This window comes from Streptomyces sp. NBC_01450 (genome assembly GCF_036227505.1).
Lineage (GTDB): Bacteria > Actinomycetota > Actinomycetes > Streptomycetales > Streptomycetaceae > Streptomyces.
In genome coordinates this window covers 8695692-8720318 of the sequence record NZ_CP109480.1, presented here as the reverse complement: position 1 = coordinate 8720318, position 24627 = coordinate 8695692, and the positions used below count along the sequence as shown (strand labels likewise).

18 protein-coding genes are annotated in these 24627 nt (G+C 69.8%); 7 read left to right on the top strand and 11 right to left on the bottom strand.

The features are described from left to right. The first annotated feature begins 24 nt into the window (after nt 1-24). A complete protein-coding gene (locus OG568_RS38745; protein ID WP_266415940.1) occupies nt 25-330 on the top strand; it encodes a ferredoxin in 306 nt (101 codons plus the stop codon). Nucleotides 331-378: 48 nt separating this feature from the next. Here the strand turns inward: OG568_RS38745 and OG568_RS38740 are convergent, their stop codons facing one another. From OG568_RS38740 to OG568_RS38730, 3 genes are all read right to left on the bottom strand, one after another. Beyond that, nucleotides 379-960 carry a hypothetical protein gene (locus OG568_RS38740; RefSeq protein ID WP_329534905.1) on the bottom strand — a complete coding sequence of 194 codons (582 nt, stop codon included), beginning with the start codon at nt 958-960 and terminating at the stop codon, nt 379-381. A 253-nt stretch (nt 961-1213) separates the two neighbouring features. Further along, nucleotides 1214-2116, bottom strand: coding sequence for a tRNA (adenine-N1)-methyltransferase (locus OG568_RS38735; RefSeq protein ID WP_329534904.1), 903 nt, complete (start codon nt 2114-2116; stop codon nt 1214-1216). A 138-nt stretch (nt 2117-2254) separates the two neighbouring features. After that, complete coding sequence (locus OG568_RS38730; RefSeq protein ID WP_329534903.1) at nt 2255-3850, bottom strand: site-2 protease family protein; 1596 nt, start codon at nt 3848-3850, stop codon at nt 2255-2257. Between the two features lie 188 nt (nt 3851-4038). Between OG568_RS38730 and OG568_RS38725 the strand changes: the two genes are divergently transcribed. Then, entirely contained in the window at nt 4039-5016 is a 978-nt protein-coding gene (locus OG568_RS38725; RefSeq protein WP_329534902.1) for a RecB family exonuclease, read from the top strand. Nucleotides 5017-5081: 65 nt separating this feature from the next. Next, nucleotides 5082-5756 carry a response regulator gene (locus OG568_RS38720; protein ID WP_266415928.1) on the top strand — a complete coding sequence of 225 codons (675 nt, stop codon included), beginning with the start codon at nt 5082-5084 and terminating at the stop codon, nt 5754-5756. 95 nt (nt 5757-5851) lie between these two features. On the opposite strand, the gene OG568_RS38715 is transcribed toward OG568_RS38720, so the two are convergent. The 4 genes from OG568_RS38715 to metH form a co-directional block, all read right to left on the bottom strand. Further along, the gene (locus tag OG568_RS38715; protein ID WP_329534901.1) at nt 5852-7435 is read right to left on the bottom strand and encodes an ABC transporter substrate-binding protein; all 1584 of its coding nucleotides are present in this window, start codon (nt 7433-7435) and stop codon (nt 5852-5854) included. Nucleotides 7436-7539: 104 nt separating this feature from the next. Next, entirely contained in the window at nt 7540-9144 is a 1605-nt protein-coding gene (locus tag OG568_RS38710) for an ABC transporter substrate-binding protein (protein ID WP_329534900.1), read from the bottom strand. A 446-nt stretch (nt 9145-9590) separates the two neighbouring features. After that, nucleotides 9591-10292 carry an HAD family hydrolase gene (locus tag OG568_RS38705; RefSeq protein WP_266415923.1) on the bottom strand — a complete coding sequence of 234 codons (702 nt, stop codon included), beginning with the start codon at nt 10290-10292 and terminating at the stop codon, nt 9591-9593. 149 nt (nt 10293-10441) lie between these two features. Continuing rightward, a complete protein-coding gene (gene metH / locus OG568_RS38700) occupies nt 10442-13972 on the bottom strand; it encodes a methionine synthase (RefSeq protein ID WP_329534899.1) in 3531 nt (1176 codons plus the stop codon). 270 nt (nt 13973-14242) lie between these two features. Here metH and OG568_RS38695 point away from each other — a divergent pair, with 270 nt between their 5' ends. The 4 genes from OG568_RS38695 to OG568_RS38680 all read left to right on the top strand — a co-directional run bounded on the left by OG568_RS38695 (nt 14243) and on the right by OG568_RS38680 (nt 19444). After that, nucleotides 14243-15007: an IclR family transcriptional regulator gene (locus tag OG568_RS38695; RefSeq protein ID WP_266415919.1), complete on the top strand. Its 765-nt coding sequence runs from the start codon at nt 14243-14245 to the stop codon at nt 15005-15007. Between the two features lie 341 nt (nt 15008-15348). Further along, nucleotides 15349-16137 carry an MIP/aquaporin family protein gene (locus OG568_RS38690; protein WP_266415916.1) on the top strand — a complete coding sequence of 263 codons (789 nt, stop codon included), beginning with the start codon at nt 15349-15351 and terminating at the stop codon, nt 16135-16137. Nucleotides 16138-16269: 132 nt separating this feature from the next. Then, nucleotides 16270-17808 (top strand): glycerol kinase GlpK, encoded by a 1539-nt coding sequence (gene glpK, locus OG568_RS38685; protein ID WP_266581326.1) that lies wholly within the window; start codon nt 16270-16272, stop codon nt 17806-17808. A gap of 19 nt (nt 17809-17827) precedes the next feature. After that, nucleotides 17828-19444: a glycerol-3-phosphate dehydrogenase/oxidase gene (locus OG568_RS38680; protein WP_266581328.1), complete on the top strand. Its 1617-nt coding sequence runs from the start codon at nt 17828-17830 to the stop codon at nt 19442-19444. Between the two features lie 122 nt (nt 19445-19566). On the opposite strand, the gene mtnK is transcribed toward OG568_RS38680, so the two are convergent. From mtnK to OG568_RS38660, 4 genes are read right to left on the bottom strand one after another with little or no spacing between them, the layout of a single operon-like run. Then, nucleotides 19567-20727, bottom strand: a complete 1161-nt coding sequence (gene mtnK, locus OG568_RS38675; RefSeq protein ID WP_329534898.1) for an S-methyl-5-thioribose kinase — start codon at nt 20725-20727, stop codon at nt 19567-19569. Nucleotides 20728-20742: 15 nt separating this feature from the next. Further along, nucleotides 20743-21783 carry an ABC transporter permease gene (locus OG568_RS38670; protein WP_329534897.1) on the bottom strand — a complete coding sequence of 347 codons (1041 nt, stop codon included), beginning with the start codon at nt 21781-21783 and terminating at the stop codon, nt 20743-20745. A 25-nt stretch (nt 21784-21808) separates the two neighbouring features. After that, nucleotides 21809-23341 (bottom strand): sugar ABC transporter ATP-binding protein, encoded by a 1533-nt coding sequence (locus OG568_RS38665; protein WP_329534896.1) that lies wholly within the window; start codon nt 23339-23341, stop codon nt 21809-21811. Further along, entirely contained in the window at nt 23328-24434 is a 1107-nt protein-coding gene (locus OG568_RS38660) for a substrate-binding domain-containing protein (protein WP_329534895.1), read from the bottom strand. The genes OG568_RS38665 and OG568_RS38660 overlap by 14 nt, the downstream gene beginning before the upstream one ends. Nucleotides 24435-24627: the final 193 nt, after the last annotated feature.

Here is a 24627-nt window from a genome sequence, read left to right as displayed (position 1 = left end):
TCGACGCAGGAAACGGCAGGAGAAATGACCGTGCAGCAGGAGGCCCCAGGCGACAGCGAGGCCCTCGAGGTCTGGATCGACCAGGATCTCTGTACTGGGGACGGGATCTGTGCCCAGTACGCGCCGGAGGTCTTCGAGCTGGACATCGACGGCCTGGCCTATGTGAAAAGCGCAGACGACGAGCTCCTGCAGGCCCCGGGCGCCACAACGCCCGTACCGCTGACGCTTCTGCGGGATGTCGCCGACTCCGCGAAGGAGTGCCCGGGCGACTGCATCCACGTACGTCGGGTTTCGGACAGGGTGGAGATCTACGGCCCTGACGCGGAGTGACCTGAACGGCACTCCGCGTCACGACATGTCTCTTTTCTCACATGCTTCTCATACGCCTTGAGCCCCGGCGGGTGTCGAGCGGATGAACGCGCCGTTCTTCCACTGCCACTTGGCCTGCTCCTTCACGTCCGGACAGCAACTCGGCACGTCGGCAGAGGAGTAGCCGAACAGGGTCGCCGTGACGGCGCCGTCACGCACCGCGAAGTCGGTGACGCTGAGGCGGTCCTTCGGGTCGATCAGGGTGGCCACGACGCGGGGCTTCTTGGCTCCCGATCCGCCCTGGGTGAGGACGTAGACGCCGTTGGGCGGGGTGCCGATGCCCGCCTCGCAGCGGACCACGGCCACCGTCTCCGGGCTGCCGTCGCCGTCGAGGTCTCCGGACGCCTTCTTCTGTACGAGGACCTTGGCGCGCCCGCACTCGATCGGGAAGGTGACTCCCGCGGGGTCCGGGGGCGGTGCCGTCGCGGCCGGGGCGGACTTCCCCCCGGGACCGGACTGGGCCGCCGTCGCGGAGCCGGGCTGGAGAACCGAGGAGAGGGCGACGACTCCAGCCAGAGCGGTGGCCGTGGCGAGCCAGTGGATGGGGCGGGTGTGGGTATGTGCCAGTTCCGGGACGACGGATTGCTGCACTAGGAGCGTCTCCTGGGAGGGCCGTGACGGTGGGGGTGGGGTGGCCAGCATGGTGCCACACGTCACAGTGAGGTGGAACGGCGGGGTCCGGACTTCTGGCGTCGCGTCAACGGAAAGGGCTTGCGGCGGAGTTGCGCACCTGTCCTGCGGCCCAGGTGCGGGAAAGCACTGTGACCGAGCCCCGGAGTGCTTCCGGGAACTCGGCCACAGGTGTGGTGCGTTGGGTACCTCGACGGCGTGGGCGCCGGTCGGGTCAGCGGGCTGAGCCGCCGTCCGCGTTCGGGCCGACGTAGTCCTCGCCGTAGGCGCCCTTGGCGGGCCGGCGGCGGCGCATCGGCGGCTCGACGCCGTCCGCGAGGCGGCGGGCGGTGAGCAGGAAGCCGGTGTGGCCGATCATCCGGTGGTCCGGGCGGACGGCAAGGCCCTCGACGTGCCAGTTGCGGATCATCGACTCCCAGGCGGTCGGCTCGTTGAAGGAACCGATCTCACGGATGGACTCGACGGTCCGCGCGAGCTGGGTGGTGGTGGCGACGTAGCAGCACAGGATCCCACCGGGGACGAGCGCCTTGGAGACGGCCTCCAGGCACTCCCAGGGGGCGAGCATGTCGAGGATGACGCGGTCGACGTCGGTGTCGGACAGGTTGTCCTGGAGGTCGCCCACGGTGAGCTGCCAGGCGGGGTGCGTGCCGCCGAAGTAGCGCTCCACGTTCTGCTGGGCGATCTCCGCGAAGTCCTCGCGGCGCTCGTAGGAGTGCAGCATGCCCTGGTCGCCGATGGCGCGCAGCAGGAAGCTGCTGAGCGAGCCGGAACCCACGCCCGCCTCCACGACGCGCGCGCCGGGGAAGATGTCGGCGAAGGCCAGGATCTGCCCCGCGTCCTTGGGGTAGACCACGGCGGCGCCGCGGGGCATGGACAGGACATAGTCGGGGAGCAGGGGGCGCAGCGCGAGATAGGCGACGTTCCCCGTGGTGCGGACAACGCTGCCCTCGGGAGCGCCGATCAGCTCGTCGTGGGGGAAGGAACCCTTGTGGGTGTGGAAGTTCTTCCCGGCCTCGAGCGTGAACGTGTAGTGGCGGCCCTTGGGGTCGGTCAGCTGAACCTGGTCCCCGACCTTGAAGGGCCCGCGCCTGCGGGCGGCACCGGTCGGTTCGGACATGTGACCAGCCTACCGGTCCCGGCGCGGGGCGCCGACCATGGGAGGTACCTGCGGACACCGCGGGTGGTTCGCCGTCGCTGGTCGTGCCCACGCGGCGGAGCCGCACGACGTCACGGCGCCGCGCCCCCGAGGGGGCGCTCAGCTGGGCCTCGCCATCGCCTTCACGAAGGCCCGCTCGACGTCCGCCGCCGAGAGGACTCCGTAGATCTCGCCGGAGTCCTCCACCACCAGGTACTCGGTGGCGGGGTTGGCGCGCAGGGCGTCCAGGAGGGCCTCGCCCGCCAGCTCGGCGGAGACGCGCATGCCGTCGGTGAGGTCCTGGGCGAGACCGCTGACGGCGACCCAGGGGCGACGGTGCTCCGGTACGCCGACGATGGCGGCCTCGCGGACGAGGGAGAGCGGTTCGCCGTTGGCGTCGACGACGACCAGGGCGCGGGCGCCGGCGTCGTTGGCGCGGCGCAGCGCCTCCGAGAGCGGGGTGCTGGTCTCGACCGGCACCGCGCGCCGGGTGAGTGAGCGGGCGCGCAGCTCGGGCAGGTGTTCGCGCAGGCGGGCCATGCGGAGGCTGTTGCCGGCGCCGGTCCAGATGATCGCGGCGAGGATCGCGGCGAGCAGGGCGTCGGTGACCGTGTCCATGCCGCCGATGTCGTCCTGGGTGGCGCCGAGCGCCCCGGACTGGGTGAGCAGGGGCAGGCCGATCAGGACGGAGACGGCGAGGGCGCGGCCGACCCAGGCGGCGGCGATCGTGCCGCTCATCGGCTTGCCGGTGATCTTCCAGACGACGGCGCGCAGCATGCGGCCGCCGTCCAGGGGCAGGCCGGGGAGCAGGTTGAAGGCGGCCACGATCAGGTTGGAGATCATCAGGCCGGCCAGCAGCACGCCGGGGACCGTGCCGGGCTCGACGGCCAGCATGGCGAGGTAGAAGAGGCCCGAGAGGACGAGGGAGAGCAGGGGGCCGACGAAGGACAGCACGAACTCCCGGCCCGGGGTCTCGGCCTCCTTCTCGATCTCCGAGACGCCGCCGAAGAACTGCAGCTGGATCCGGCGCACCGGCAGTTTGAAGCGCAGGGCGGCGACCGTGTGGGCCAGCTCGTGGACGAGGACGGAGGCGTAGAAGGCGACCGCGAAGAAGAGGGAGACGAGGTAGCGCAGGGCGCCGAGTTCGGGCAGCACGCGGTCGAGCTGGCCGCCGAACACCCAGGTGATCAGCGCGGCCACGAGGAACCAGCTGGGCGCCACGTACACGGGCACGCCGAACGGCCGCCCCATCAGCAGCCCGCCACCGGGCTCCCGGCCCCGCCGCGGGGGCCGCGTCCTGCCGGTGCCGGTGTCGGTTGCGGAGTGGGCGAGGGTACGGGGGTGTGCGGGCGGCTCGGTTCCGGGCTCCCCCGCGCGCTCGCGGCCGGTCTCGTCCGAGGATCCGTGGAGTGCGTCGGCCTCTTCCGAGGAACCGCCGGGCGTCTTGGACCCGCCCGCGGCCTCACCCGAAGAGTCGTCGTGCGTCCCGGTCCCGCGGGCGATGTCGGTGTGGTCGTGGGGTCCGTCGGGGGACGGGGCGGCCTCGGGGGTGCCCGGGGCCTTGGGTGACGTCGGCCCGGTGGGGTGCTCGGGGCGCTCCGGTCCGGGGCGCCCCGCATCCGCGGCCGGGGCCGAGGGAGCCCGCTGCTCCCCGTGGCGCTCGGTCGCTTCGTCGGTGCCGGACCGCGGCTGCCCGCTCCCGCCGCTCTCGTCCACGATGTCCCCTCGTTCGAAGCGTCTCCCGCTCCCGATCATGCGAAGCAGGAGGGGTCTGGGTCGATGGTATGCGTCCGTCGCGACGCGTTCCGCCCCGGCACCCCCTCTGTTTTCCGCTCTGTCGCACAAGCACGCACAAGCCCCGACCGTGCACTCACTGTCAGTGGCGGGCCGTAAGGTCTGTGGGTATGGACACCAGCACCGGGGGCGCCGTGCCGCCCGAGCCGACCGAAGCCGCCGTGGGCGAAGCCGTCACGGCCGAAGCCGTCGTGGGCGAGGCGACGGACGCGCCGACGGTTCCCGCCGCACGCCCGGCCATGCCTCCGAACTCGCTGTCGCCCTCGCGGGCCGGCGACTTCATGCAGTGTCCGTTGCTCTACCGGTTCCGGGTGATCGACCGGCTCCCCGAGAAGCCGAGCGAGGCGGCCACCCGCGGCACGCTGGTGCACGCGGTGCTGGAGCGCCTCTTCGACGCCCCGGCGACGGAGCGGACGGCTCCGCGCGCCAAGTCACTCATTCCGGGGCAGTGGGACCGGCTGCGCGAGACGCGGCCGGAGGTCGTGGAGCTGTTCGCGGACGACCCCGAGGGCGAGCGGTTGACACGCTGGCTCGGCGAGGCCGAGCAGTTGGTGGAGCGCTGGTTCAGCCTTGAGGACCCGACGCGGCTGGAGCCCGCCGAGCGCGAGCTGTCCGTCGAGGTCCGGCTCGACTCCGGGCTGAAGCTGCGCGGCATCATCGACCGCGTCGACGTGGCCCCGACGGGCGAGGTCCGGATCGTCGACTACAAGACGGGCAAGGCACCGCGGCCGGAGTACGCGGAGGGTGCGCTGTTCCAGATGAAGTTCTACGCCCTGGTGGTGTGGCGGCTGAAGCAGGTGGTCCCGCGCCGGCTCCAGCTCGTCTACCTCGGCAGCGGTGACGTGGTGACGTACGACCCGATGATCGAGGACCTGGAGCGGGTCGAGCGCAAGCTGCTCGCCCTGTGGGACGCGATCCGGGAGGCCACCGAGACGGGCGACTGGCGGCCGAGGCCCACCAAGCTCTGCGGCTGGTGCGACCACCAAGCGGTATGTCCGGAATTCGGCGGTACTCCCCCGCCCTACCCGCTGCCGGTCAGGGCGCCGGAATCAGGTGTCACCGAGCAGGGCAGAATGGGGCGGGACTAGGGCCTGTCCGGCACTGCTGCTCAACTCCGGCCTGGTCCGCCGGGCAGACCTTCAAGGAGACTTACGTGGCCATCCGCGTCCTACTGGTCGACGATCAGCCGCTGCTGCGTACCGGCTTCCGGATGATTCTGGAGGCGGAGCAGGACATCGCTGTCGTCGGCGAGGCCGGTGACGGTCTCCAGGCACTGGATCAGGTACGTGCGCTGCAGCCCGATGTGGTTCTGATGGACATCCGTATGCCGAGGATGGACGGGGTGGAGGCGACCCGGCAGATCACCGGGCCGGGCCGGGACGGACCGGCCAAGGTGCTCGTCCTGACCACCTTCGACCTCGACGAGTATGTGGTGGAGGCGCTGCGCGCGGGGGCCAGCGGCTTCCTCCTGAAGGACGCGCCGGCCAATGAGCTGGTGCAGGCGATCCGGGTGGTCGCCGCGGGCGAGGCGATGCTCGCGCCGAGCATCACCCGTCGGCTTCTCGACAAGTACGCGGGGCATCTCCCGTCCGGCGACGAGCCGGTGCCCGACACGCTGCACACCCTGACCGAGCGAGAGGTCGAGGTGCTGAAGCTGGTGGCGCGCGGTCTGTCGAACGCGGAGATCGCCGCCGACCTGTTTGTCAGCGAGACCACCGTGAAGACGCATGTGGGCCATGTGCTCACCAAGTTGGGGCTGCGCGACCGGGTGCAGGCCGCGGTGTACGCGTACGAGAGCGGGTTGGTGCGCCCGGGCGCACAACCGTAACCCCCGATTCGCCGTCCGCTCCTCCAGGTGTACGACCGAGGGCGCCCCCTTCCACGAAGGGGGCGCCCTCGGCGTTCGTACCGGCGGTGGTGGAGTCAGTCCTTGCTGATCTCCCAGAAGCGGAACACCGTCGAGGCGTCGAGGCAGTACTCGAGGCCGTAGACGCCGTCGCGCACGATCGCGTACTGCTTGGCCTGCCAGATCGGGATGACCGGAAGGTCCTCGGCCACGATGTCCTGGATCCGGCCGTATGCGATGTCGGTCGAGGAGCGGTCGCTCTGGGCGGCCGTCTTCGGGATGAGCCGACCGGTGATCGTGCGGTTCGTGTAGTGGTTGCTCAGCACGTTGCCCTTGCCGAAGAAGGGGGTCGTGAAGTTGTCGGGGTCCGGGTAGTCGGGCACCCAGCCCTTCACGTACACGCCGTACTCGCCCTTGGCGATGTCCTTCTCGTACCGGTCGTACGCGACGGACTTCACGGTCGCGTCGAACAGCCCGCTGGCGTTGAGCTGCCGGGCGATCGCCCTGAACTCCTGGTCGGTGGCGGGGCCGTAACGCGAGGGGGTCGACCAGAGCGTGAGCTCGACCTTGCCGGTGATGCCCTCGGCCCGGAGCGCGGCGGCGGCCTTCGCCTTCGAGGGGCGGGCGCCGTAGCGGTCGAAGAAGGCCGTGTTGTGGCCGGTGACACCGGCCGGGACGATCGAGTACAGCGGCGTCGCGGTGTCCTCGTAGACCTTGTCGACCAGGGCCTCGCGGTCCAGCAGATAGGCGATGGCCCTGCGCACGCCGAGCTTGCCGGCGACCGGGTCGGCCATGTTGAAGACCAGGTGCTGGACCTCGGCGCTGGTGCCCTCGACGATGTTGACGCCTCTGCCGGTGGAGGTGTCGTCGCTGATGTCCGCGATGTCGTCGGCGGCGAGACCTCGGTAGGCGATGTCGACCTGGTGGTTCAGCAGCGCCTTCTTCAGGGCGGTCTGGTCGCCGTGGAAGAACTTCAGCGTGATGCCGGAGTTCTTCACCTTGGCGGTGCCCTTGTAGCTGTCGTTGACCGAGAAGACGGCCTGGTCCTTGCCGAAGGAGTCCAGCTTGTAGGGGCCCGAGCCGACCGCCTGGCCATCCCTGCGCAGCCCGTTGTCCGCGTACTGCTGGTGGTCCACGATCGACCCGGCGCCGGAGGCGATCTTGCTGGGGAAGGTGGCGTCGGCGTACTTCAGTTTGAAGACGACGGTCTTCGCGTCCGGGGTCCGGACCGTGTCGAGCATGGGGAACATGACGGCCGGACCGGAGGCGTCGTCGATCTTCAGAATGCGGTCGAAGGAGAACTTGACGTCCTCGGAGGTGAGGGTGTCACCGTTGCTGAACTTCAGGCCGTCCTGGAGCGTGCACTTGTAGATCTTGGTCGTGGCGTCCGAGAACGCGCACTCCTTGGCCGCCTCGGGGGCCGGCTCCGTAGCTCCGTCGGGGAAGCTCAGCAGCGACTGGAAGACGTTGTCGAACAGCAGCCAGGACCCCGGGTCGTAGCCGGACGCCGGGTCGGTGGCCAGGACGTCGTCGGACATCCCCATCACCAGGGAGGAGCCGGTGCTGCCGGTGTCGCTCGTCTGCGAGCCGCATCCGGCGAGCAGACCGGCGGCCAGCCCCGTCGCGACGGACAGGACTGGCCACTGGTTGCGCATGTTCACTGGGTGACGCCTTGTCATGGTTTCTCTGGAGCGCCGCATCAGGCAGGCGCGGGTTCTCGCGGGCGGTGCCGGGTCCGCGGGACCCGGCACCCGAAGAGAACCGGTCAGCTCACGCCGCGGCCGAGCTCCCACAGCTGGAGCGTCGAGGAGGAGTTGAGCGCCCACTCGGCACCCGTGATGTCGTCTCGCGCAGCGATGTACTGCTTGCCCTGCCACAGCGGCAGGAGCGGTACGTCGTCGGCCACCTTGTCCTGGATGTCGGTGAGGCTCTTCGACGCGGTGAGGCGGTCGGCCTCGCGGCGGGACTCCGGGATCAGCGTGCTGCGGATCGCGGTGTTCACGTACGGGGACCCGAGGGTGTTGTCCTTGTCGAGGAACGGCGCGAGGTAGTTGTCGGCGTCCGGGAAGTCGGGGAACCAACCCATGCCGTAGACCTCGTACGAGCCCTTCTGCTCGGCCGGACGGTAGGTCGCCCAGGGCGTGCCCTTGATGTCGACGTTGAACAGGCCGCTGGCGTTGAGCTGCTTCTGCAGCACCTCGAACTCCTGCTTGGTGACCGCGCCGTAGTGGTCGGTCGTGTAGTGCAGGGTGATCTTCACCGGGGTGGTGATGCCGGCCTTGCTCAGCGTCGTGGTGGCCTTGGAGACGCTCGGGTCGCCGTACTTGTTGAAGAACGAGTTGGAGTGACCCGTGATGGTGGCCGGGACCATGGAGTACAGCGGCTCGGCCTGGGATCCGTACACCTTGGAGACGAGCGCGGCGCGGTCGATCACCTCGGCCATGGCCTGGCGGACGGCCTTGTTCTTCATCGTCGGGTCACTGGTGTTGAAGCCGAGGAAGCGGATCTCGAGGCCGGGCATCTCGACCAGGTCGACCTTGCTGTCCGCGCCCGCGGTGCCGAGCTTGGTGATCTGCTCCGGCGTCATCGCGCGGGTCATGAGGTCGATGTCGCCCTTGTTGAGCGCGTCGCCCATGGCGTCGGCGCTCTCGAAGGAGCGCATCTCGACCTTGTCGTTCTTCGGCTTCAACAGACCCTTGTAGTTCGGGTTCTTGGTGAAGGTGAGCTTGTCGGCCGCGTCGTCCTTGACATCGGCCTGGAGGGTGTACGGGCCGGAGCCGTCGACGGAGAAGCCGTCGCGCAGCTTGCCCTTCTCGTAGTCCTTCGGGTTCACGATGCCGGCGACCGGGGTCGACAGCTTGAACGGGAAGGTGGCGTCCGCGGTCTTCAGGTGGAAGATCACCTGGTTGTCGCCCTGCGTCTCCACGGTGTCGACGGTGGACAGCAGCGCGAACACACCGCTGTCGGCCTTGATCGACATCGCGCGGTCGATCGAGAACTTCACGTCCTTGGCGGTGATCGGGTCACCGCTGGCGAACTTCAGTCCGTCGCGCAGCGTGCAGGCGTAGCGCTCGTTGCCGGAGTCGGTGAAACCGCAGCTCTCGGCAGCCTCGGGCTGGGGGTCGCCGTCACCGCGGGGCTGGACCATCAGCGTCTGTACGGTCTGGCGCAGGATGTTCCAGGTGCCGACGTCGTACGCGTACGCCGGGTCGAGAGGAGCCGGGGCATCCTTCGACGCGGTGAACCGGTCCGTGGTGCCCACGACGATCGCATCGCCGCCGCTCCCCCCGCTGTTGGAACCGCCACACGCGGCGAGCACCGGGGCGAGCAGGCCGACAACGGCCGGCAGCACCAAAGTCTTGCGGTTCATGCTCGAGTTTCTCCAGAGCTGTCGTGTCCGTGTACCCGCCATGCGTGGGGTGGTGCGGGCGAGTCACCAGGGTTATGGCGAGGTTCTCGCGACGACATTAGTCCGCACCACCAGGACGTCCCGCAGAGACCGGAGTTGAGTTCCCATCACGCTGCGAAACCGGGCGTGGACGCACCGATAACCCGACAGCGGAAGGATTAGTGCAGCGTTCCACCAATCGGGACACAAGGACACGTCGACCACCCCCGAAAAGGGGGTTACGGCACACGCCGGGCCGAATGTCGACCCCTCGTCAGGTGACGAACGTCACACAGCTAACTCGATGGGAGAGTACCGGAATTCGGCCATCCGGCCTCGGATTGAATTCCCCGCGCCAGGTCCGAGGCCCTTACCTGCGGATACGCAGGGGTTATCGACGCATTCGATGATGCACGCTGGGTGAACACCTAGCGCATTTCCGTCATCAGGCCACGGAGAAAAGGCAGGTCGACCTCTTCGAGGGAGGTCACGACCGTACGCCGGGCGGCGGGGACGATCGGTGCGACGGAGGGGACGGCGACCACATGGCAGCCCGCGGCCTCCGCGGCGGCGACGCCCGTGGCGGTGTCCTCGATGACGGCGCAGCGGGCCGGTTCGGCACCGAGTCCGGACGCCGCCAGCAGATACGGGTCGGGGAACGGCTTGGTCCGCTCCACCTCGTCGCCCGCGACGGTCAGCGCGAAGTACTGCGGGCCCAGGGAGGCCAGAACACGGTCGATGATGCGCCGGTGCGAGGCGGAGACCAGGGCGGTGGGGATCTCGTGCGCGGCGAGCTCCGCGAGGAGTCTGGCCGCTCCCGGCATCAGCGGCAGCGCCCGGTCGATACGGTCCTCGAAACCGTCGTTGAGCAGCACCGTGAGCTCGGCGAGGGTGATGTCGGCCCCGGTGGCCTCGATCAGGAAGCCGGCGCTGCGGGTCATGGGACCGCCGACCACGACATGGCGCCAGGAGTCGTCGAGGGTGTGCCCGAGCGTCCGGAAGATCTCGACCTCCACGTCCCACCAGAACCCCTCGGTGTCCACCAGGGTGCCGTCCATGTCCAGGAGCACGGCCTGCAGCGCTGAGCCTTCGGCCGTACGGGTACCGAGCGCGGGAACCGTAGTGGTCATCCTGGCGCACCTCCTTGAGGGACGAGAAGGCCGGTTCCCTCAGGGGGAACCGGCCTGCTGTGGACCGTCCAGTGTACGACGGCGTCGGCTGAAACGCCTGTCAGTTGTGGGGTGCGCCGGGTCACCTCACTCCGGCGTACCGCGCCGGGTCACCTCGCGTTGAAGTACTTCGCCTCCGGGTGGTGGATCACGATCGCGTCCGTGGACTGCTCGGGGTGCAGCTGGAACTCCTCCGAGAGGTGGACGCCGATGCGCTCCGGCTCCAGGAGTTCGGCGATCTTGGCGCGGTCCTCCAGGTCGGGGCAGGCGCCGTAGCCGAGGGAGAAGCGGGCGCCGCGGTACTTGAGGGCGAACATGTCCTCGACGGCCGCCGGGTCCTCCCCGGCGAAGCCGAGCTCCGAACGAACGCGGGCGTGCCAGTACTCGGCGAGGGCCTCCGCCAACTGCACGGACAGACCGTGCAGTTCGAGGTAGTCGCGGTAGGAGTTGGACTCGAAGAGCTTGGCGGTCTCCTCGCCGATCCGGGAGCCGACGGTGACGACCTGGAGGCCGACGACATCCGTCTCGCCGGACTCCTCGGGACGGAAGAAGTCGGCCAGGCACAGCCGCCGTCCGCGGCGCTGGCGCGGGAAGGTGAAGCGGGTGCGCTCGTTGCCCTGCTCGTCCAGCAGGATCAGGTCGTCGTCCTTGGACACGCACGGGAAGTAGCCGTAGACCACGGCCGCTTCGAGCAGGTTGTCGGTCTGCAGCCTGTCCAGCAGACCGCGCAGCCGGGGCCGGCCCTCGGTCTCGACGAGTTCCTCGTACGTCGGTCCGTCGCCCGCGCGGGCCTGCTTGAGGCCCCACTGCCCCTTGAACAGCGCGCCCTCGTCCAGCCAGGAGGCGTACTCCTTGAGCTGGATGCCCTTGATGACGCGGGTGCCCCAGAAGGGCGGGGTGGGCACGGGGTTGTCGACGGCGACGTCGGAGCGGATGTGCCCCTCCTCCGGACGTTCCTCGACGACGGTCTGGGCGGCGGTGGCCCGCACCCGGCGCTGCTTCAGTTCCGGCAGCACGGCCCCGGGCACGCCCCGCTTGACCCCGATGAGCGCGTCCATCAGGCGCAGGCCCTCGAACGCGTCGCGGGCGTAGCGGACCTCGCCCTCGTAGATCTCGTACAGGTCCTGTTCGACGTACGCCCTGGTCAGGGCCGCGCCGCCGAGGATGACCGGGTAGTCGGCGGACAGCCCGCGCTGGTTGAGCTCCTCCAGGTTCTCCTTCATGATCACCGTGGACTTGACCAGCAGGCCGGACATGCCGATGACGTCGGCCCGGTGTTCCTCGGCGGCGTCCAGGATCGCGGAGACCGGCTGCTTGATGCCGAGGTTGACGACGTTGTAGCCGTTGTTGGACAGGATGATGTCGACGAGGTTCTTGCCGATGTCGTGCACGTCGCCGCGCACGGTGGCCAGCACGATGGTGCCCTTGCCCTCGGCGTCCGACTTCTCCATGTGCGGTTCGAGGTAGGCCACCGCGGTCTTCATGACCTCGGCGGACTGGAGCACGAACGGCAGTTGCATCTGGCCGGAGCCGAACAGCTCGCCGACCACCTTCATGCCGTCGAGCAGCGTCTCGTTGACGATGTCGAGGGCGGGCCGGGTCTGGAGGGCTTCGGCGAGGTCGGCTTCCAGGCCGTTCTTCTCGCCGTCGATGATGCGCCGCTTGAGGCGCTCGTCCAGGGGCAGCGCGGCCAGTTCCTCGGCCTTGCCCGCCTTGAGGGACTTGGTGGTGGCGCCCTCGAACAGCGCCATCAGCTTCTGCAGGGGGTCGTAGCCCTCGGCGCGGCGGTCGTGGATCAGGTCCAGGGCCGTCTGGACCTCTTCCTCGGTGAAGCGGGCGATGGGCAGGATCTTCGACGCGTGCACGATCGCCGAGTCCAGGCCCGCCTTGACGCACTCCTCGAGGAAGACCGAGTTGAGCAGGATGCGGGCGGCCGGGTTGAGGCCGAAGGAGATGTTCGACAGGCCCAGCGTGGTCTGCACGTCCGGACGGCGGCGCTTGAGCTCGCGGATCGCCTCGATGGTGGCGATGCCGTCCTTGCGGGACTCCTCCTGCCCCGTGCAGATGGTGAAGGTCAGGGCGTCGATGAGGATGTCGGACTCGTGGATGCCCCAGTTTGTTGTCAGGTCCTCGATGAGCCGTTCGGCGATGGCGACCTTGGTCTCGACGGTACGGGCCTGGCCCTCCTCGTCGATGGTCAGCGCGATCAGCGCCGCGCCGTGCTCCCGCGCCAGCCGGGTGACCTTCGCGAAGCGGGACTCGGGGCCGTCGCCGTCCTCGTAGTTGACGGAGTTGATGACGGCCCGGCCGCCGAGCTTCTCCAGGCCGGCGCGCAACACGTCGACCTCGGTGGAGTCCAGGACGATGGGCAGCGTGGAGGCGGTGGCGAAGCGTCCGGCGAGTTCCCGCATGTCCGCGACGCCGTCCCGGCCGACGTAGTCGACGCACAGGTCGAGCATGTGGGCGCCCTCACGGATCTGGTCGCGGGCCATCTCCACACAGTCGTCCCAGCGGGCCTCCAGCATGGCCTCGCGGAACTTCTTCGAGCCGTTGGCGTTGGTGCGCTCGCCGATCGCCATGTACGCGGTGTCCTGGCGGAACGGGACGGTCTGGTAGAGGGAGGCGGCGCCGGGCTCCGGCTGGGGGCTCCGCTCGGCCGGGGACATCCCGCGCACGCGCTCGACGACCTGGCGCAGATGCTCGGGGGTGCTGCCGCAGCAGCCGCCGACCAGGGACAGGCCGTACTGCTGGACGAAGGTCTCCTGCGCGTCCGCCATCTCGGGCGGGGTCAGCGGGAAGTACGCCCCGTCCTTGGTGAGGATGGGCAGCCCGGCGTTCGGCATGCACAGCAGCGGGATGCGGGAGTGGCGGGCGAGATAGCGCAGGTGCTCGCTCATCTCGGCCGGGCCGGTGGAGCAGTTCAGGCCGATCATGTCGATGCCCAGCGGCTCCAGCGCGGTCAGCGCGGCGCCGATCTCCGAGCCCAGCAGCATCGTGCCGGTCGTCTCGAAGGCGAGGGAGACCAGCAGCGGCAGGTCGGCCCCGAGCGCGTCCAGGGCCCGGCGGGCGCCGAGGATGGACGACTTGGTCTGGAGCAGGTCCTGGGTGGTCTCGACGATCAGGGCGTCCGCGCCGCCGACGATCAGGCCCTCGGCGTTCGCCTGGAAGCCGTCGCGCAGCGCGTGGAAGCCGATGTGACCGAGGGTCGGCAGCTTCGTACCGGGGCCGATGGAGCCCAGCACCCAGCGCTGACGCCCGTCACGGCCGCCGAACTCGTCGGCCACCTCGCGGGCGATGCGGGCGCCCGCCTCGGACAGCTCGTACACGCGGTCGGAGATCTCGTACTCGGCCATGGCCGAGTGGTTGGCGCCGAAGGTGTTCGTCTCCACGCAGTCCACGCCCACCTCGAAGTAGGCCTCGTGGACGGAACGGACGATGTCGGGGCGGGTGAGGTTCAGAATCTCGTTGCAGCCCTCGAGGTTCTCGAAGTCCTCGAGCGTCGGGTCCTGCGCCTGCAGCATCGTGCCCATCGCGCCGTCGGCCACCACGACACGCTCGGCGAGCGCCTCGCGGAGGGCGGCGATGCGGGCCCGGTTCTCGGCAAGCTCGGACGAAAGGGACGGGTTCGGCAACGAAGCCATGAAGGTGCTCCCTGAAGTGCGACGGCTGTCGGCTTTGCGCTTCCCAAGGAAGGCGCACGCCGTCAGGGTAGCCCGAGCACCGTCACGGGGTCAGGGGCGTCCACGGGGCGGACGGGCGTGGCGTGTGCGCCCTGGGTGTTAAGACAGACCGATACATGTTGCGGCGACCCATTAGCGGGAGCTCGGCAACGAACGGTAGTGTTCGACATTGCCGAACGGCGGTGGCGCAGTCGCACGCCGTCGGTCGAAGGGGACGGAGGCAGCACGGCGATGGCACGGAACATCCAGTCGCTCGAACGGGCGGCGGCGATGCTGCGGCTGCTCGCGGGCGGCGAGCGGCAGCTCGGCCTGTCCGACATCGCCTCGTCGCTGGGCCTGGCCAAGGGGACGGCCCACGGCATACTGCGCACCCTCCAGCAGGAGGGCTTCGTCGAACAGGACAGCGTCTCGGGGCGCTATCAGCTGGGCGCCGAGCTGCTGCGGCTCGGCACCACGTATCTCGACGTGCACGAGCTGCGCGCGCGGGCGCTGGTGTGGACCGACGACCTGGCCCGCTCGAGCGGCGAGAGCGTCTACCTGGGCGTGCTGCACCAGCAGGGCGTACTGATCGTGCACCACGTGTTCCGGCCCGACGACAGCCGCCAGGTGCTGGAGGTCGGGGCCATGCAGCCGCTGCACTCCACGGCCCTGGGCAAGGTCCTGTCGGCCTACGACCCGGTGGCGCACAGCGAGGTCCTGGAGGCGGAGCGGAAGACGTTCACGCCCCGCACGACGGTCGAACCGGAGCAGTTCGAGGGGGTCCTCGACCTGACCCGCGCACGCGGGTACGCCGACGACGTCGAGGAGACGTGGACGGGCGTCGCCTCGGTCGCGGCACCCATCCACAACCGGCGGCGCATGCCGGTGGGCGCTGTGGGCATCGCGGGGGCCGTGGAGCGGATCTGCCGGGACGGCGAACTGCGCCCCGAGCTGATCGCGGCGGTACGCGACTGCGCCCGCGCGGTCTCCCGGGACCTGGGAGCCGGGCGGTTCTGACGCCCCCCGGAGGACGATCCGACCCCCGTACGACAAGCAGGCCGGTACGTGTTCGACGTACCGGCTTTTTCGTGTGCGCGCGCGTGCCGCTCGACCCTCTCAAGATCGATAACTCACGGCGATCAATAACGATCGTGTTTTCGATAACGGAACCCTTGACGAGCTGGTAACACCGGAGCAAGACTCCCGTCCATCGGTCGGCATTGTCGAACACCTACCGGCAATACGAGTTAGAGTGTGACAACGCCATGGGCCGACATCGCTCTCACCCCCTGAGGGCGCGAACCACCGGAGGGACCCGGGGTTCGCCTTCCCCTGGACGAAGGACAAAGGAGTCGCGGGTGTCCAGCTCCGACATCTTCATCGGCGAGACCATAGGTACCGCCATACTCATCCTGCTCGGCGGTGGCGTCTGCGCCGCCGTCACACTGAAGGCCTCGAAGGCCAGGAACGCCGGCTGGCTCGCCATCGCCTTCGGGTGGGGCTTCGCGGTGCTCACGGCGGTCTACACGTCCGCGCCGCTGTCCGGCGCCCACCTGAACCCGGCCGTGACGCTGGCGCTGACCATCAAGGACGGCGGGTGGAACAACCTGCCGGTGTACTGGGGCGGCCAGCTGCTCGGCGCGATGATCGGCGCCACGCTGGTCTGGGTCGTGTACTACGGACAGTTCCACGCGCACCTGACCGACCCCGAGATCGTCGGCGCTCCCGAGAGCAAGGCCACCAAGGCGGTCGAGGCGGAGGAGAAGGGCGCGGGCCCCGTGCTCGGCATCTTCTCCACCGGCCCCGAGATCCGCAACGCGGTGCAGAACCTCGCCACGGAGATCATCGCCACCGTCGTGCTGGTGCTCGCGGTCCTCACGCAGGGTCTCAACGACAAGGGCAATGGCCTCGGCCCCCTGGGCGCCCTGATCACCGCGCTCGTGGTCGTCTCCATCGGTCTCTCCCTCGGTGGCCCCACCGGCTACGCGATCAACCCGGCCCGTGACCTCGGTCCGCGCATCGTGCACGCGCTGCTCCCCCTGCCGAACAAGGGCGGCTCCGACTGGAGCTACGCCTGGGTTCCGGTCGTCGGTCCGCTGATCGGCGGCGCGATCGCCGCCGGCCTCTACAACGTCGCCTTTGCTTAGAGCCCCGAGGCCTTCGGGCCTCGGGCCCTCCTTGAACCGCAAGGTTTTCCGAGCCGTAAGCAATACGCCGTCAGGCCATAAGCACCACGCCGTGAGCCAGCCCCTTTCATACGGAACCTTCAGGAGCACACCGTGACCGACGCACACACCGCCGGCCCCTTCATCGCCGCGATCGACCAGGGCACCACCTCCAGCCGCTGCATCGTCTTCGACCGCGACGGACGCATCGTCTCCGTCGACCAGAAGGAGCACGAGCAGATCTTCCCGAAGCCGGGCTGGGTCGAGCACAACGCCGCCGAGATCTGGACCAACGTCCAGGAAGTCGTGGCGGGGGCCATCGAGAAGGGCGGCATCACCCGCGACGACATCAAGGCCATCGGCATCACCAACCAGCGCGAGACCACCGTGCTGTGGGACAAGAACACCGGTGAGCCCGTCCACAACGCCATCGTCTGGCAGGACACCCGCACCGACGCGCTCTGCAAGGAGCTCGGCCGCAATGTCGGCCAGGACCGCTTCCGGCGCGAGACCGGCCTGCCGCTCGCGTCCTACTTCGCCGGCCCCAAGGCCCGCTGGCTGCTCGACAACGTCGAGGGCCTGCGCGAGCGCGCCGAGGCCGGGGACATCCTCTTCGGCACCATGGACACCTGGGTCATCTGGAACCTGACGGGCGGTGCGAACGGCGGTCACCACGTCACCGACGTCACCAACGCCTCCCGCACCATGCTGATGAACCTGCACACCCTGGCATGGGACGAGAAGATCGCCGAGTCCATCGGCGTCCCGCTGGCGATGCTGCCGGAGATCCGCTCCTCCGCCGAGGTCTACGGCGAGGTCACCGGCGGCCCGCTCGGCGAGCTGCTCGGCGGCATCCCGGTCGCCTCCGCGCTCGGCGACCAGCAGGCGGCCCTGTTCGGCCAGACCTGCTTCTCCGAGGGTGAGGCCAAGTCCACGTACGGCACCGGCACGTTCATGCTGATGAACACCGGTGACAAGATCATCAACTCGTACTCGGGCCTGCTGACCACGGTCGGCTACCGCATCGGCGACCAGGCTCCGGTCTACGCCCTCGAGGGCTCCATCGCCGTCACCGGTTCGCTGGTGCAGTGGATGCGCGACCAGATGGGCCTGATCAAGTCCGCCGCCGAGATCGAGACCCTCGCGTCCTCGGTCGAGGACAACGGCGGCGCCTACTTCGTGCCGGCCTTCTCCGGTCTGTTCGCCCCGTACTGGCGTCCCGACGCCCGCGGTGTGATCGCCGGTCTGACCCGGTACGTCACCAAGGCGCACATCGCGCGCGCCGTCCTGGAGGCCACGGCCTGGCAGACCCGTGACGTCAGCGACGCCATGACGAAGGACTCCGGCGTCGAGCTCACGGCCCTCAAGGTCGACGGCGGCATGACCTCCAACAACCTGCTGATGCAGACCCTGGCCGACGTCCTGGACGCCCCCGTGGTGCGCCCGATGGTCGCCGAGACCACCTGCCTCGGCGCCGCCTACGCCGCCGGCCTCGCCGTCGGCTTCTGGACCAACACCGATGACCTGCGCGCCAACTGGCGCCGGGCCGCGGAATGGACCCCGAACATGGAAGCGGAGACCCGCGACCGTGAGTACAAGAGCTGGCTCAAGGCCGTCGACCGGACCATGGGCTGGCTCGAGGACGAGAACTGACGAGGAGTAAGAACCCGCAATGACCAGTCAGTCCACCCTGCAGTCCGTGCCTGCCCTCGGTACGCACCCGGCCTCCGGCTCCAACCCGAGTCGCGCCGAGACCCGGGAGCAGCTCTCCAAGGCGACGTACGACCTTCTCGTGATCGGCGGCGGCATCCTGGGCATCTCCACCGCCTGGCACGCCGCGCAGTCCGGTCTGCGGGTGGCTCTGGTCGACGCCGGCGACTTCGCCGGCGCCACCTCCTCCGCCTCCTCCAAGCTCCTCCACGGCGGTCTGCGCTACCTGCAGACCGGCGCGGTGAAGCTGGTGGCGGAGAACCACTTCGAGCGCCGTGCGGTCTCCCGCCAGGTGGCCCCCCACCTGGCGAACCCGCTCACGTTCTACCTCCCCGTGTACAAGGGCGGGCCGCACGGCGCGGCGAAGCTCGGAGCGGGCGTCTTCGCCTACTCCGCGCTGTCGGCGTTCGGTGACGGCGTCGGCCACCTGCTCTCGCCGGCCAAGGCGCAGCAGGACGTGCCGGAGCTGCGCACCGAGAACCTCAAGGCCGTGGCCGTGTACGGCGACGACCAGATGAACGACGCGCGCATGGCGCTGATGACGGTCCGCGCGGCCGTCGAGGCGGGCGCGGTCGTGCTCAACCACGCGGAGGTGACCGGCCTGCGCTTCACCAAGGGCCGGGTCACCGGCGCGGACCTCAAGGACGGCACGAACGGCGCGGAGTTCGGGGTCAACGCGCGCCTCGTCCTCAACGCCACCGGCCCCTGGGTCGACCACCTGCGCAAGCTGGAGGACCCGAACGCGGCGCCCTCCATCCGCCTGTCCAAGGGCGCGCACCTGGTCCTCAAGCGCACCTCCCCCTGGAAGGCCGCGCTCGCCACCCCGATCGACAAGTACCGCATCACCTTCGCCCTCCCCTGGGAGGACATGCTGCTGCTCGGCACCACCGACGAGGAGTACGACGGCGACCCGGCGGACGTCTCGGTCAACGAGAGGGACATAGCCCAGATCCTGGACGAGGCCGCGTTCTCCATCCGCGACCAGCAGCTCTCCCGCGATCTGATCACGTACTCCTTCGCCGGTCTGCGCGTGCTGCCGGGCGGCCCCGGCGACACCTCGAAGGCCAAGCGCGAGACGGTCGTCACGGAAGGCCGGGGCGGGATGCTGTCCGTCGCGGGCGGCAAGTGGACCACCTTCCGGCACATCGGCCGTACGGTCATGAAGAAGCTGGAGTCGCTGCCGGGCCACCCGCTGGGCGAGGACTTCGAGCCGATCTCCGAGCTGCCGAAGAAGCTGCCGCTGCCGGGTGTCGCCAACCCGCGCGCGGTCGCCCACCGTCTGCTCACCGACGGCCCGGCACCCGGCCCCCGCATGGGCGCCGACACCGCCAAGCACCTGGCGACGCACTACGGTTCGCTGGCCTTCGACATCGCGCGCCTGGCGAACGAGAACCCGGAGCTCGGCGCGCGCGTCCATCCGGACGCCCCGGAGATCTGGGCGCAGGTCGTGTGGGCCCGCGACCACGAGTGGGCCGAGACGACGGACGACGTACTGCGCCGCCGTACGACGCTGACGATCCGCGGGCTTGCCACGGACGAGGTCCGCGCCAAGGTGCAGGACCTGCTCGACAAGAAGTAGGCCGGTTCTGAGGGGCGGCTCCCACGGGGGGAGCCGCCCTTCCGCATGCGCCGCCACAGCGATGGACGGCGGGGTGTGCCGCGGCGGTCGGACGCCTACTACGACGGTCGGCCGACGGCCCGTCAGCGCAGGAGTGCCTCGACATCCTCGGGTGAGGTCAGCTCCGCGCGGCGGACGATCAGCTCACGCCCGAGGAGCAGTGCTCGCCGGGACGCGGGCACCGGGTCCGGCAGGGTCGTCAGGTCGGTGAGGTGGGCGAAGCCGATGACGCGGCGGACGATCTCCGCGCCGGCGAAGCCCAGGGAGTCGGTCCACACGCGGTCCAGGAAGCGGTCGAGGAAGGCGTCGTCGAAGAAGGTGTCGACACGGGTCGGCCACAGGCGGCGGAACTCGGCCCTGAACGCGTCCCAGGAGAGACGGAGTTGGTCGCCGTGGTCGCCCTCGATGCCGAGCGCGTCCGCGCGGGCCGCCGAGACGAGCGTGTTCGCCCAGTACAGGCCGAGGTCGAAACCGATCGGCCCGACGAAGGAGAACTCGGGGTCGAAGACCCGTACCACCGGGGCGCCCTCGCGTGTTCCGACCATGATGCTGCCGGTGTGCAGATCGCCATGGAGCAGGACCTGCGCGCCGGTCATGAAGAGGTGGCGCAGTTCGGCGACCTCGGTGCGCAGCCGCGGGTCGGAGCGGAAGGCCCCGGCGAGGTCGTCAAGGCCGGGGTGCCAGTGGTTGTGCTCGTGCTCGAGGTACGGCTCCGAGAGGACGACATCCTCGGTGATCTTGCACAGCTCGGGGCTGACGGAGGCCGCGATCAGCGCCTTGCGTTCGGCGGAGGGCATGCCGAAGTCGCTGGTGGCGAAGGAGAGCTGGGCGACGAACTCGCCGACGCGGCGGGAGGTGTCCGGGCCGTAGGAGCCGCCCTCGTTGAGGACCGTGCGCAGCACCTCGAGATCGGACATGTCCTCCATGACGAGGACGTAGTTGTCGGAGTCGTAGCCGTGGATCGCCGGGATCTTGTCCGGGGCGACCTTGGCGACCTGCTCGTAGGCGCGGGCCTCGGCGTCGGCGCGCTCGGGGCTCATCGGCCAGGAGGGGCCCGCGACCCGTACCCAGGGCAGGGCCTGCTTGACGGCGAGGCCCCGGGTGCCGTCGGTGGCGGTGGCGAGGAAGACGCGGTTCATGTTGCCGTCGGAGACCTCACGGACCTCCGGCTCGTCGGCGCCCCAGTGGCCGCGCTCTCGCAGGTAGCCGGCGACGTCCTCGGTCTCCAGGATGCGGTAGCCCATCGACTCGTAACTCCCTTATGCGGTGCGGCGCTTGGACAGGGTGAAGCTGAAGACCAGGGCGAGGATGAGGACCGCGCCCTCGACGACGTCCTGCGTGTAGTACGGGAGACCCTTGATGGTCAGCCCGGTGGTGATGATCCCGATCAGGACGGCACCCAGGGCCGTGCCCCAGACGTTCGGGCGGCCCAGGCCGAGGACCGAGGTGCCGACCAGCGCCACCGCGATCGCCTCCAGCAGCTGGGAGGTGCCGGCCGAGACGTCGCCCTGGCCGATGCGGGACGCCAGGATCAGTCCGCCGGTCGACGCGAGGACGCCGGAGAGGACGTACGCCAGTGCCCGGTACGCGCCGACGCGGATGCCGGCCAGGCGGGAGGCCTCGGGGTTGGCGCCGATCGCGTACAGCACGCGACCCCAGCGGGTGCGGGCCAGGAACACCCAGGCGATCACCGTCAGCGCGCCGAAGATCAGGACCGAGATGGGGATGCCGAGGATCGTGCCCCGGTCGATGCGCAGGAAGCCCTCGGTGAACCTGCCGGGCGCGGTGGTGCCGTCGGACTGGGTCATACCGGGGGTGATGGACTGCCCGTCGACCAGGACGAGTTTGGTGCCCTGGATCACGAACAGGGTGCCGAGCGTGGCCAGCAGGTCGGGGATCTTCAGGACGACGATCAGGAGGGCGTTGAGAAGGCCCACGAGCGCGCCCGCCGCGACGACCGCGAGGATCGCGACCATGCCGACCTGGTTGTAGCTGACCATCGTCTTCGCGGCGACCGTGACGCCGAGGCCGGCGACCGAGCCGACGGACATGTCCATTCCGCCGACGGCCATGGTGAGTGTGACGCCGAGGCCCAGGATGGCGGCGACGGAGACGTACCGGAGGGTGTCGAGGAGCGTCGCCGAGTCGCGGAAGGACGGCTCGCTGATCGCGAAGTACGCGAAGAGCGTGACGGTGACGAAGATGAAGCCGTACTTGATGACGGCGTTCTGGATCCGGTGGCCGACGGCGGGCGCGGACGGGGTCGCCGCGCGCACGGGGGTGCTCTGGGTGGTGGTCATGGCGTACTTCCTGGTGTGCCGGGCATCAGACGGACGCCGAGATGGTCTGGATCACGCGGTCGCGCTCCGCGTCTTGCCCGTACGCGTCGAGGCGGATCTCGCCCGCGGCGAGGACGACGACCCGGTCGGCGATCTCGAGGATCTCGTCGACGTCGGCGGACAGGACGAGGACGGCGGCCCCTTCGGCGGCCAGGGCGCGGGCGCGGCGGCCGATGTCACGACGGGCTCCGATGTCCACGCCTCGGAACGGCTCGTCCAGGATGAGGACACGGGGGTTCTCGGCGAGCCAGCGGCCGACGACGACCTTCTGCTGGTTGCCGCCGGACAGCTCCTCGACGGTGCTGTGTTCGTCCCGGGTGACGACGCCGAGCTGCTCGATGGTGGCGCGGCCGAGCGCGTCCTCCTTGGACCGGCTCACGAGTCCCACGGTGGAGAGGGACCTGAGGAACGGCAGGGAGATGTTCTGGGCCACCGACCAGCCGGGGATCAGCGCGTCCGTGTGCCGGTCCTCCGGGACCAGGTGTACGCCGCTGCGGATGGCGTCGGCCGGGCGGCGCGGCTCGTAGGGCTTCCCGTCCAGCTCCACGGCTCCCCCGGTGAAGGGTTCGGCGCCGAAGAGGCCGCGGGCCAGTTCGGTCTTGCCCGCGCCCAGCAGCCCGACGACGCCGGTGACTTCGCCGGTGCGCAGGTCGAGGTCCTGGGGCGGGTGGCCCGCGAGGAGCGGGACGCCGCGCAGGGAGAGGACGACCTCGCCGTGCTCGCCCGTGTGCTGCGGCCGTGCGGTGGTCGCCTCCTGGGCCTGGGCGAGCATGGCGCGCAGGGCGCTGTCCCAGTCGAAGGGCTTGACCTGGTCCTCGGTGAGACGGCCGTCCCGCAGGACGACCAGGCGGTCGGCGAGCGCGTCGATCTCACCGAGGCGGTGGGAGACGTACAGCACCGCGATGCCCTCGGACCGCATCCGTTCGACGAGCGCGAACAGGCGCTCCGCCTCGGCGGCGGAGAGCGCGGAGGTCGGCTCGTCGAGGACGAGGAGGCGTGGGCGGGTCGCGAGGGCGCGCGCCAGGATCAGCAGCTGGCGGTCGGAGATGCCGAGTTCGGTGACGTCCCGCTTGAGCACGGCGTCGCTCCAGCCGAGGTCCAGGGCGGACTGGATCTCGCGGGCGCGGGCCAGCATCCTGCGTCCGCCCAGGAACGGGTTGCCGCGTGTCTGGGCCAGCTCCTCGAAGACCAGGTTCTCGGCGACCGAGAGGCCGGGCACGATGCCCTCGCCGATGCGCTGGTGCACGGTCTGGATGCCCAGCTGGCGGGCGGCGAGCGGGGAGTGGAGCGCGGCGGGCGCGCCGTTCACGCTCACCTGTCCGCCGTGCTCGGTGTGCACGCCGGACAGGATCTTGATGAGCGTGGACTTGCCCGCGCCGTTCGCGCCGAGCAGCGCGACGACGCTGCCCGGCGCGATGTCGAGGGAGACGGAGGCGAGCACCGTCTTGCCCCCGAAGGCCATGCTGACGTCGCGGAGGGCGACCGCCGTGCCCTCCGCCGGTGCGTCAGTGGGCGACATTGGGAATCCAGTCCGCGGTGCTGACCTTGGAGAGGTTCAGCGCGGGCAGCGCCGTGCGCAGCTGGTCCATGTTCTCGATCTTGTTCTGCTTCAGGAAGTCCTGGGTGATGGCGACGGCCGGGAACTCGACCGAGGTGGTGTTCAGCTGACCGGCCAGTTCCAGGGCTGCCGTACGGACGACGGCGGCGCCGACCGCGGACGGGTCGGTGCCCGCCGTGGCGACCCACGGGCTGTCCTTGGCGGTCATGTTCTGGATGTCGGCGTTGGAGACGTCCGCGCCGAAGACCTTCACCTTGCCCTGGAGCTTCTTGTTCTGGACCGCGAGGACGGTGCCCTTGGCGAGCTCGTCGTAGGGGGCGAAGACGCCGGTCACGTCGGAGTTCTGGGTGAGCGCGGCGGACACCAGGGGAACGTTGTCGGTGGCGGTGGAGTCGGTGACCTTGCCGACCTTGAACGCCTGCTTCCAGCCGTGGGCTTCGGCGGTCTTCTTCCAGACGCTGTCGCGCTTGTCGAGGGCGGCGTACCCGGCGACGTTGACGTAGCCCACCTTGGCGTTCTTGCCGAGGTCCTTCGCCATCACGTCGAGCACGGCCTGCGCCATGCTCGCGTCGTCCTGCTCGGTGCTGACGACGCTCTTGTTGGTGGTCTCGACGTCGTAGACGACGACCTTGATGCCCTTCTTCACCGCCTGGTCGATCTCGGGCTGGATCGTGGCCGGGAAGCCGTGGTCGACGATGATCGCCTGCGCGCCGGAGTTGATGGCCGAGGCCAGGTCGGTGGCCTGCTTGGCGTTGTCGGCCTGGGCGTCGTACACGGTCAGGTCGACGCCGAGGGCCTTGGCCTGCGCCTTGGCTCCGTTGCCCCACTGCTCGAAGTAGTCGCCGGCGCCGCTCTGCCGGACCAGGGCCACCTTCACGTTGCCCTTGCTGAACGGCGCGGGCTTCTTGCCGGTGGCGGCGGAGGCCGAGGCGGCCTGGTCGCCGGTGCTCTGCGAGGCGTTGGAGGACTGGGAGCAGCCCGCGAGGAAGAGCGCGGAGACGGACGCGAGGGAGAGTGCGGCGAGGGGGACGCGGGTGCGGGCGGTACGGGACACGAGAGCTCCAGAGCAGGGCGGGAAGGAAAGAGCGGGGCGAAGAGGGAGTGCCGGTCCGGAGCGCCGGGGAGGAAACAGGCCAGGGCGACAGGCGTATCGCACACGGGCGGGCGCCTCGGGTTCACGGGGAACCGACTGAGGGCGGGGCCGTGGTCGGGCGCTCCGATGGAGGTCAGCGACAGCGGGCTGTGGT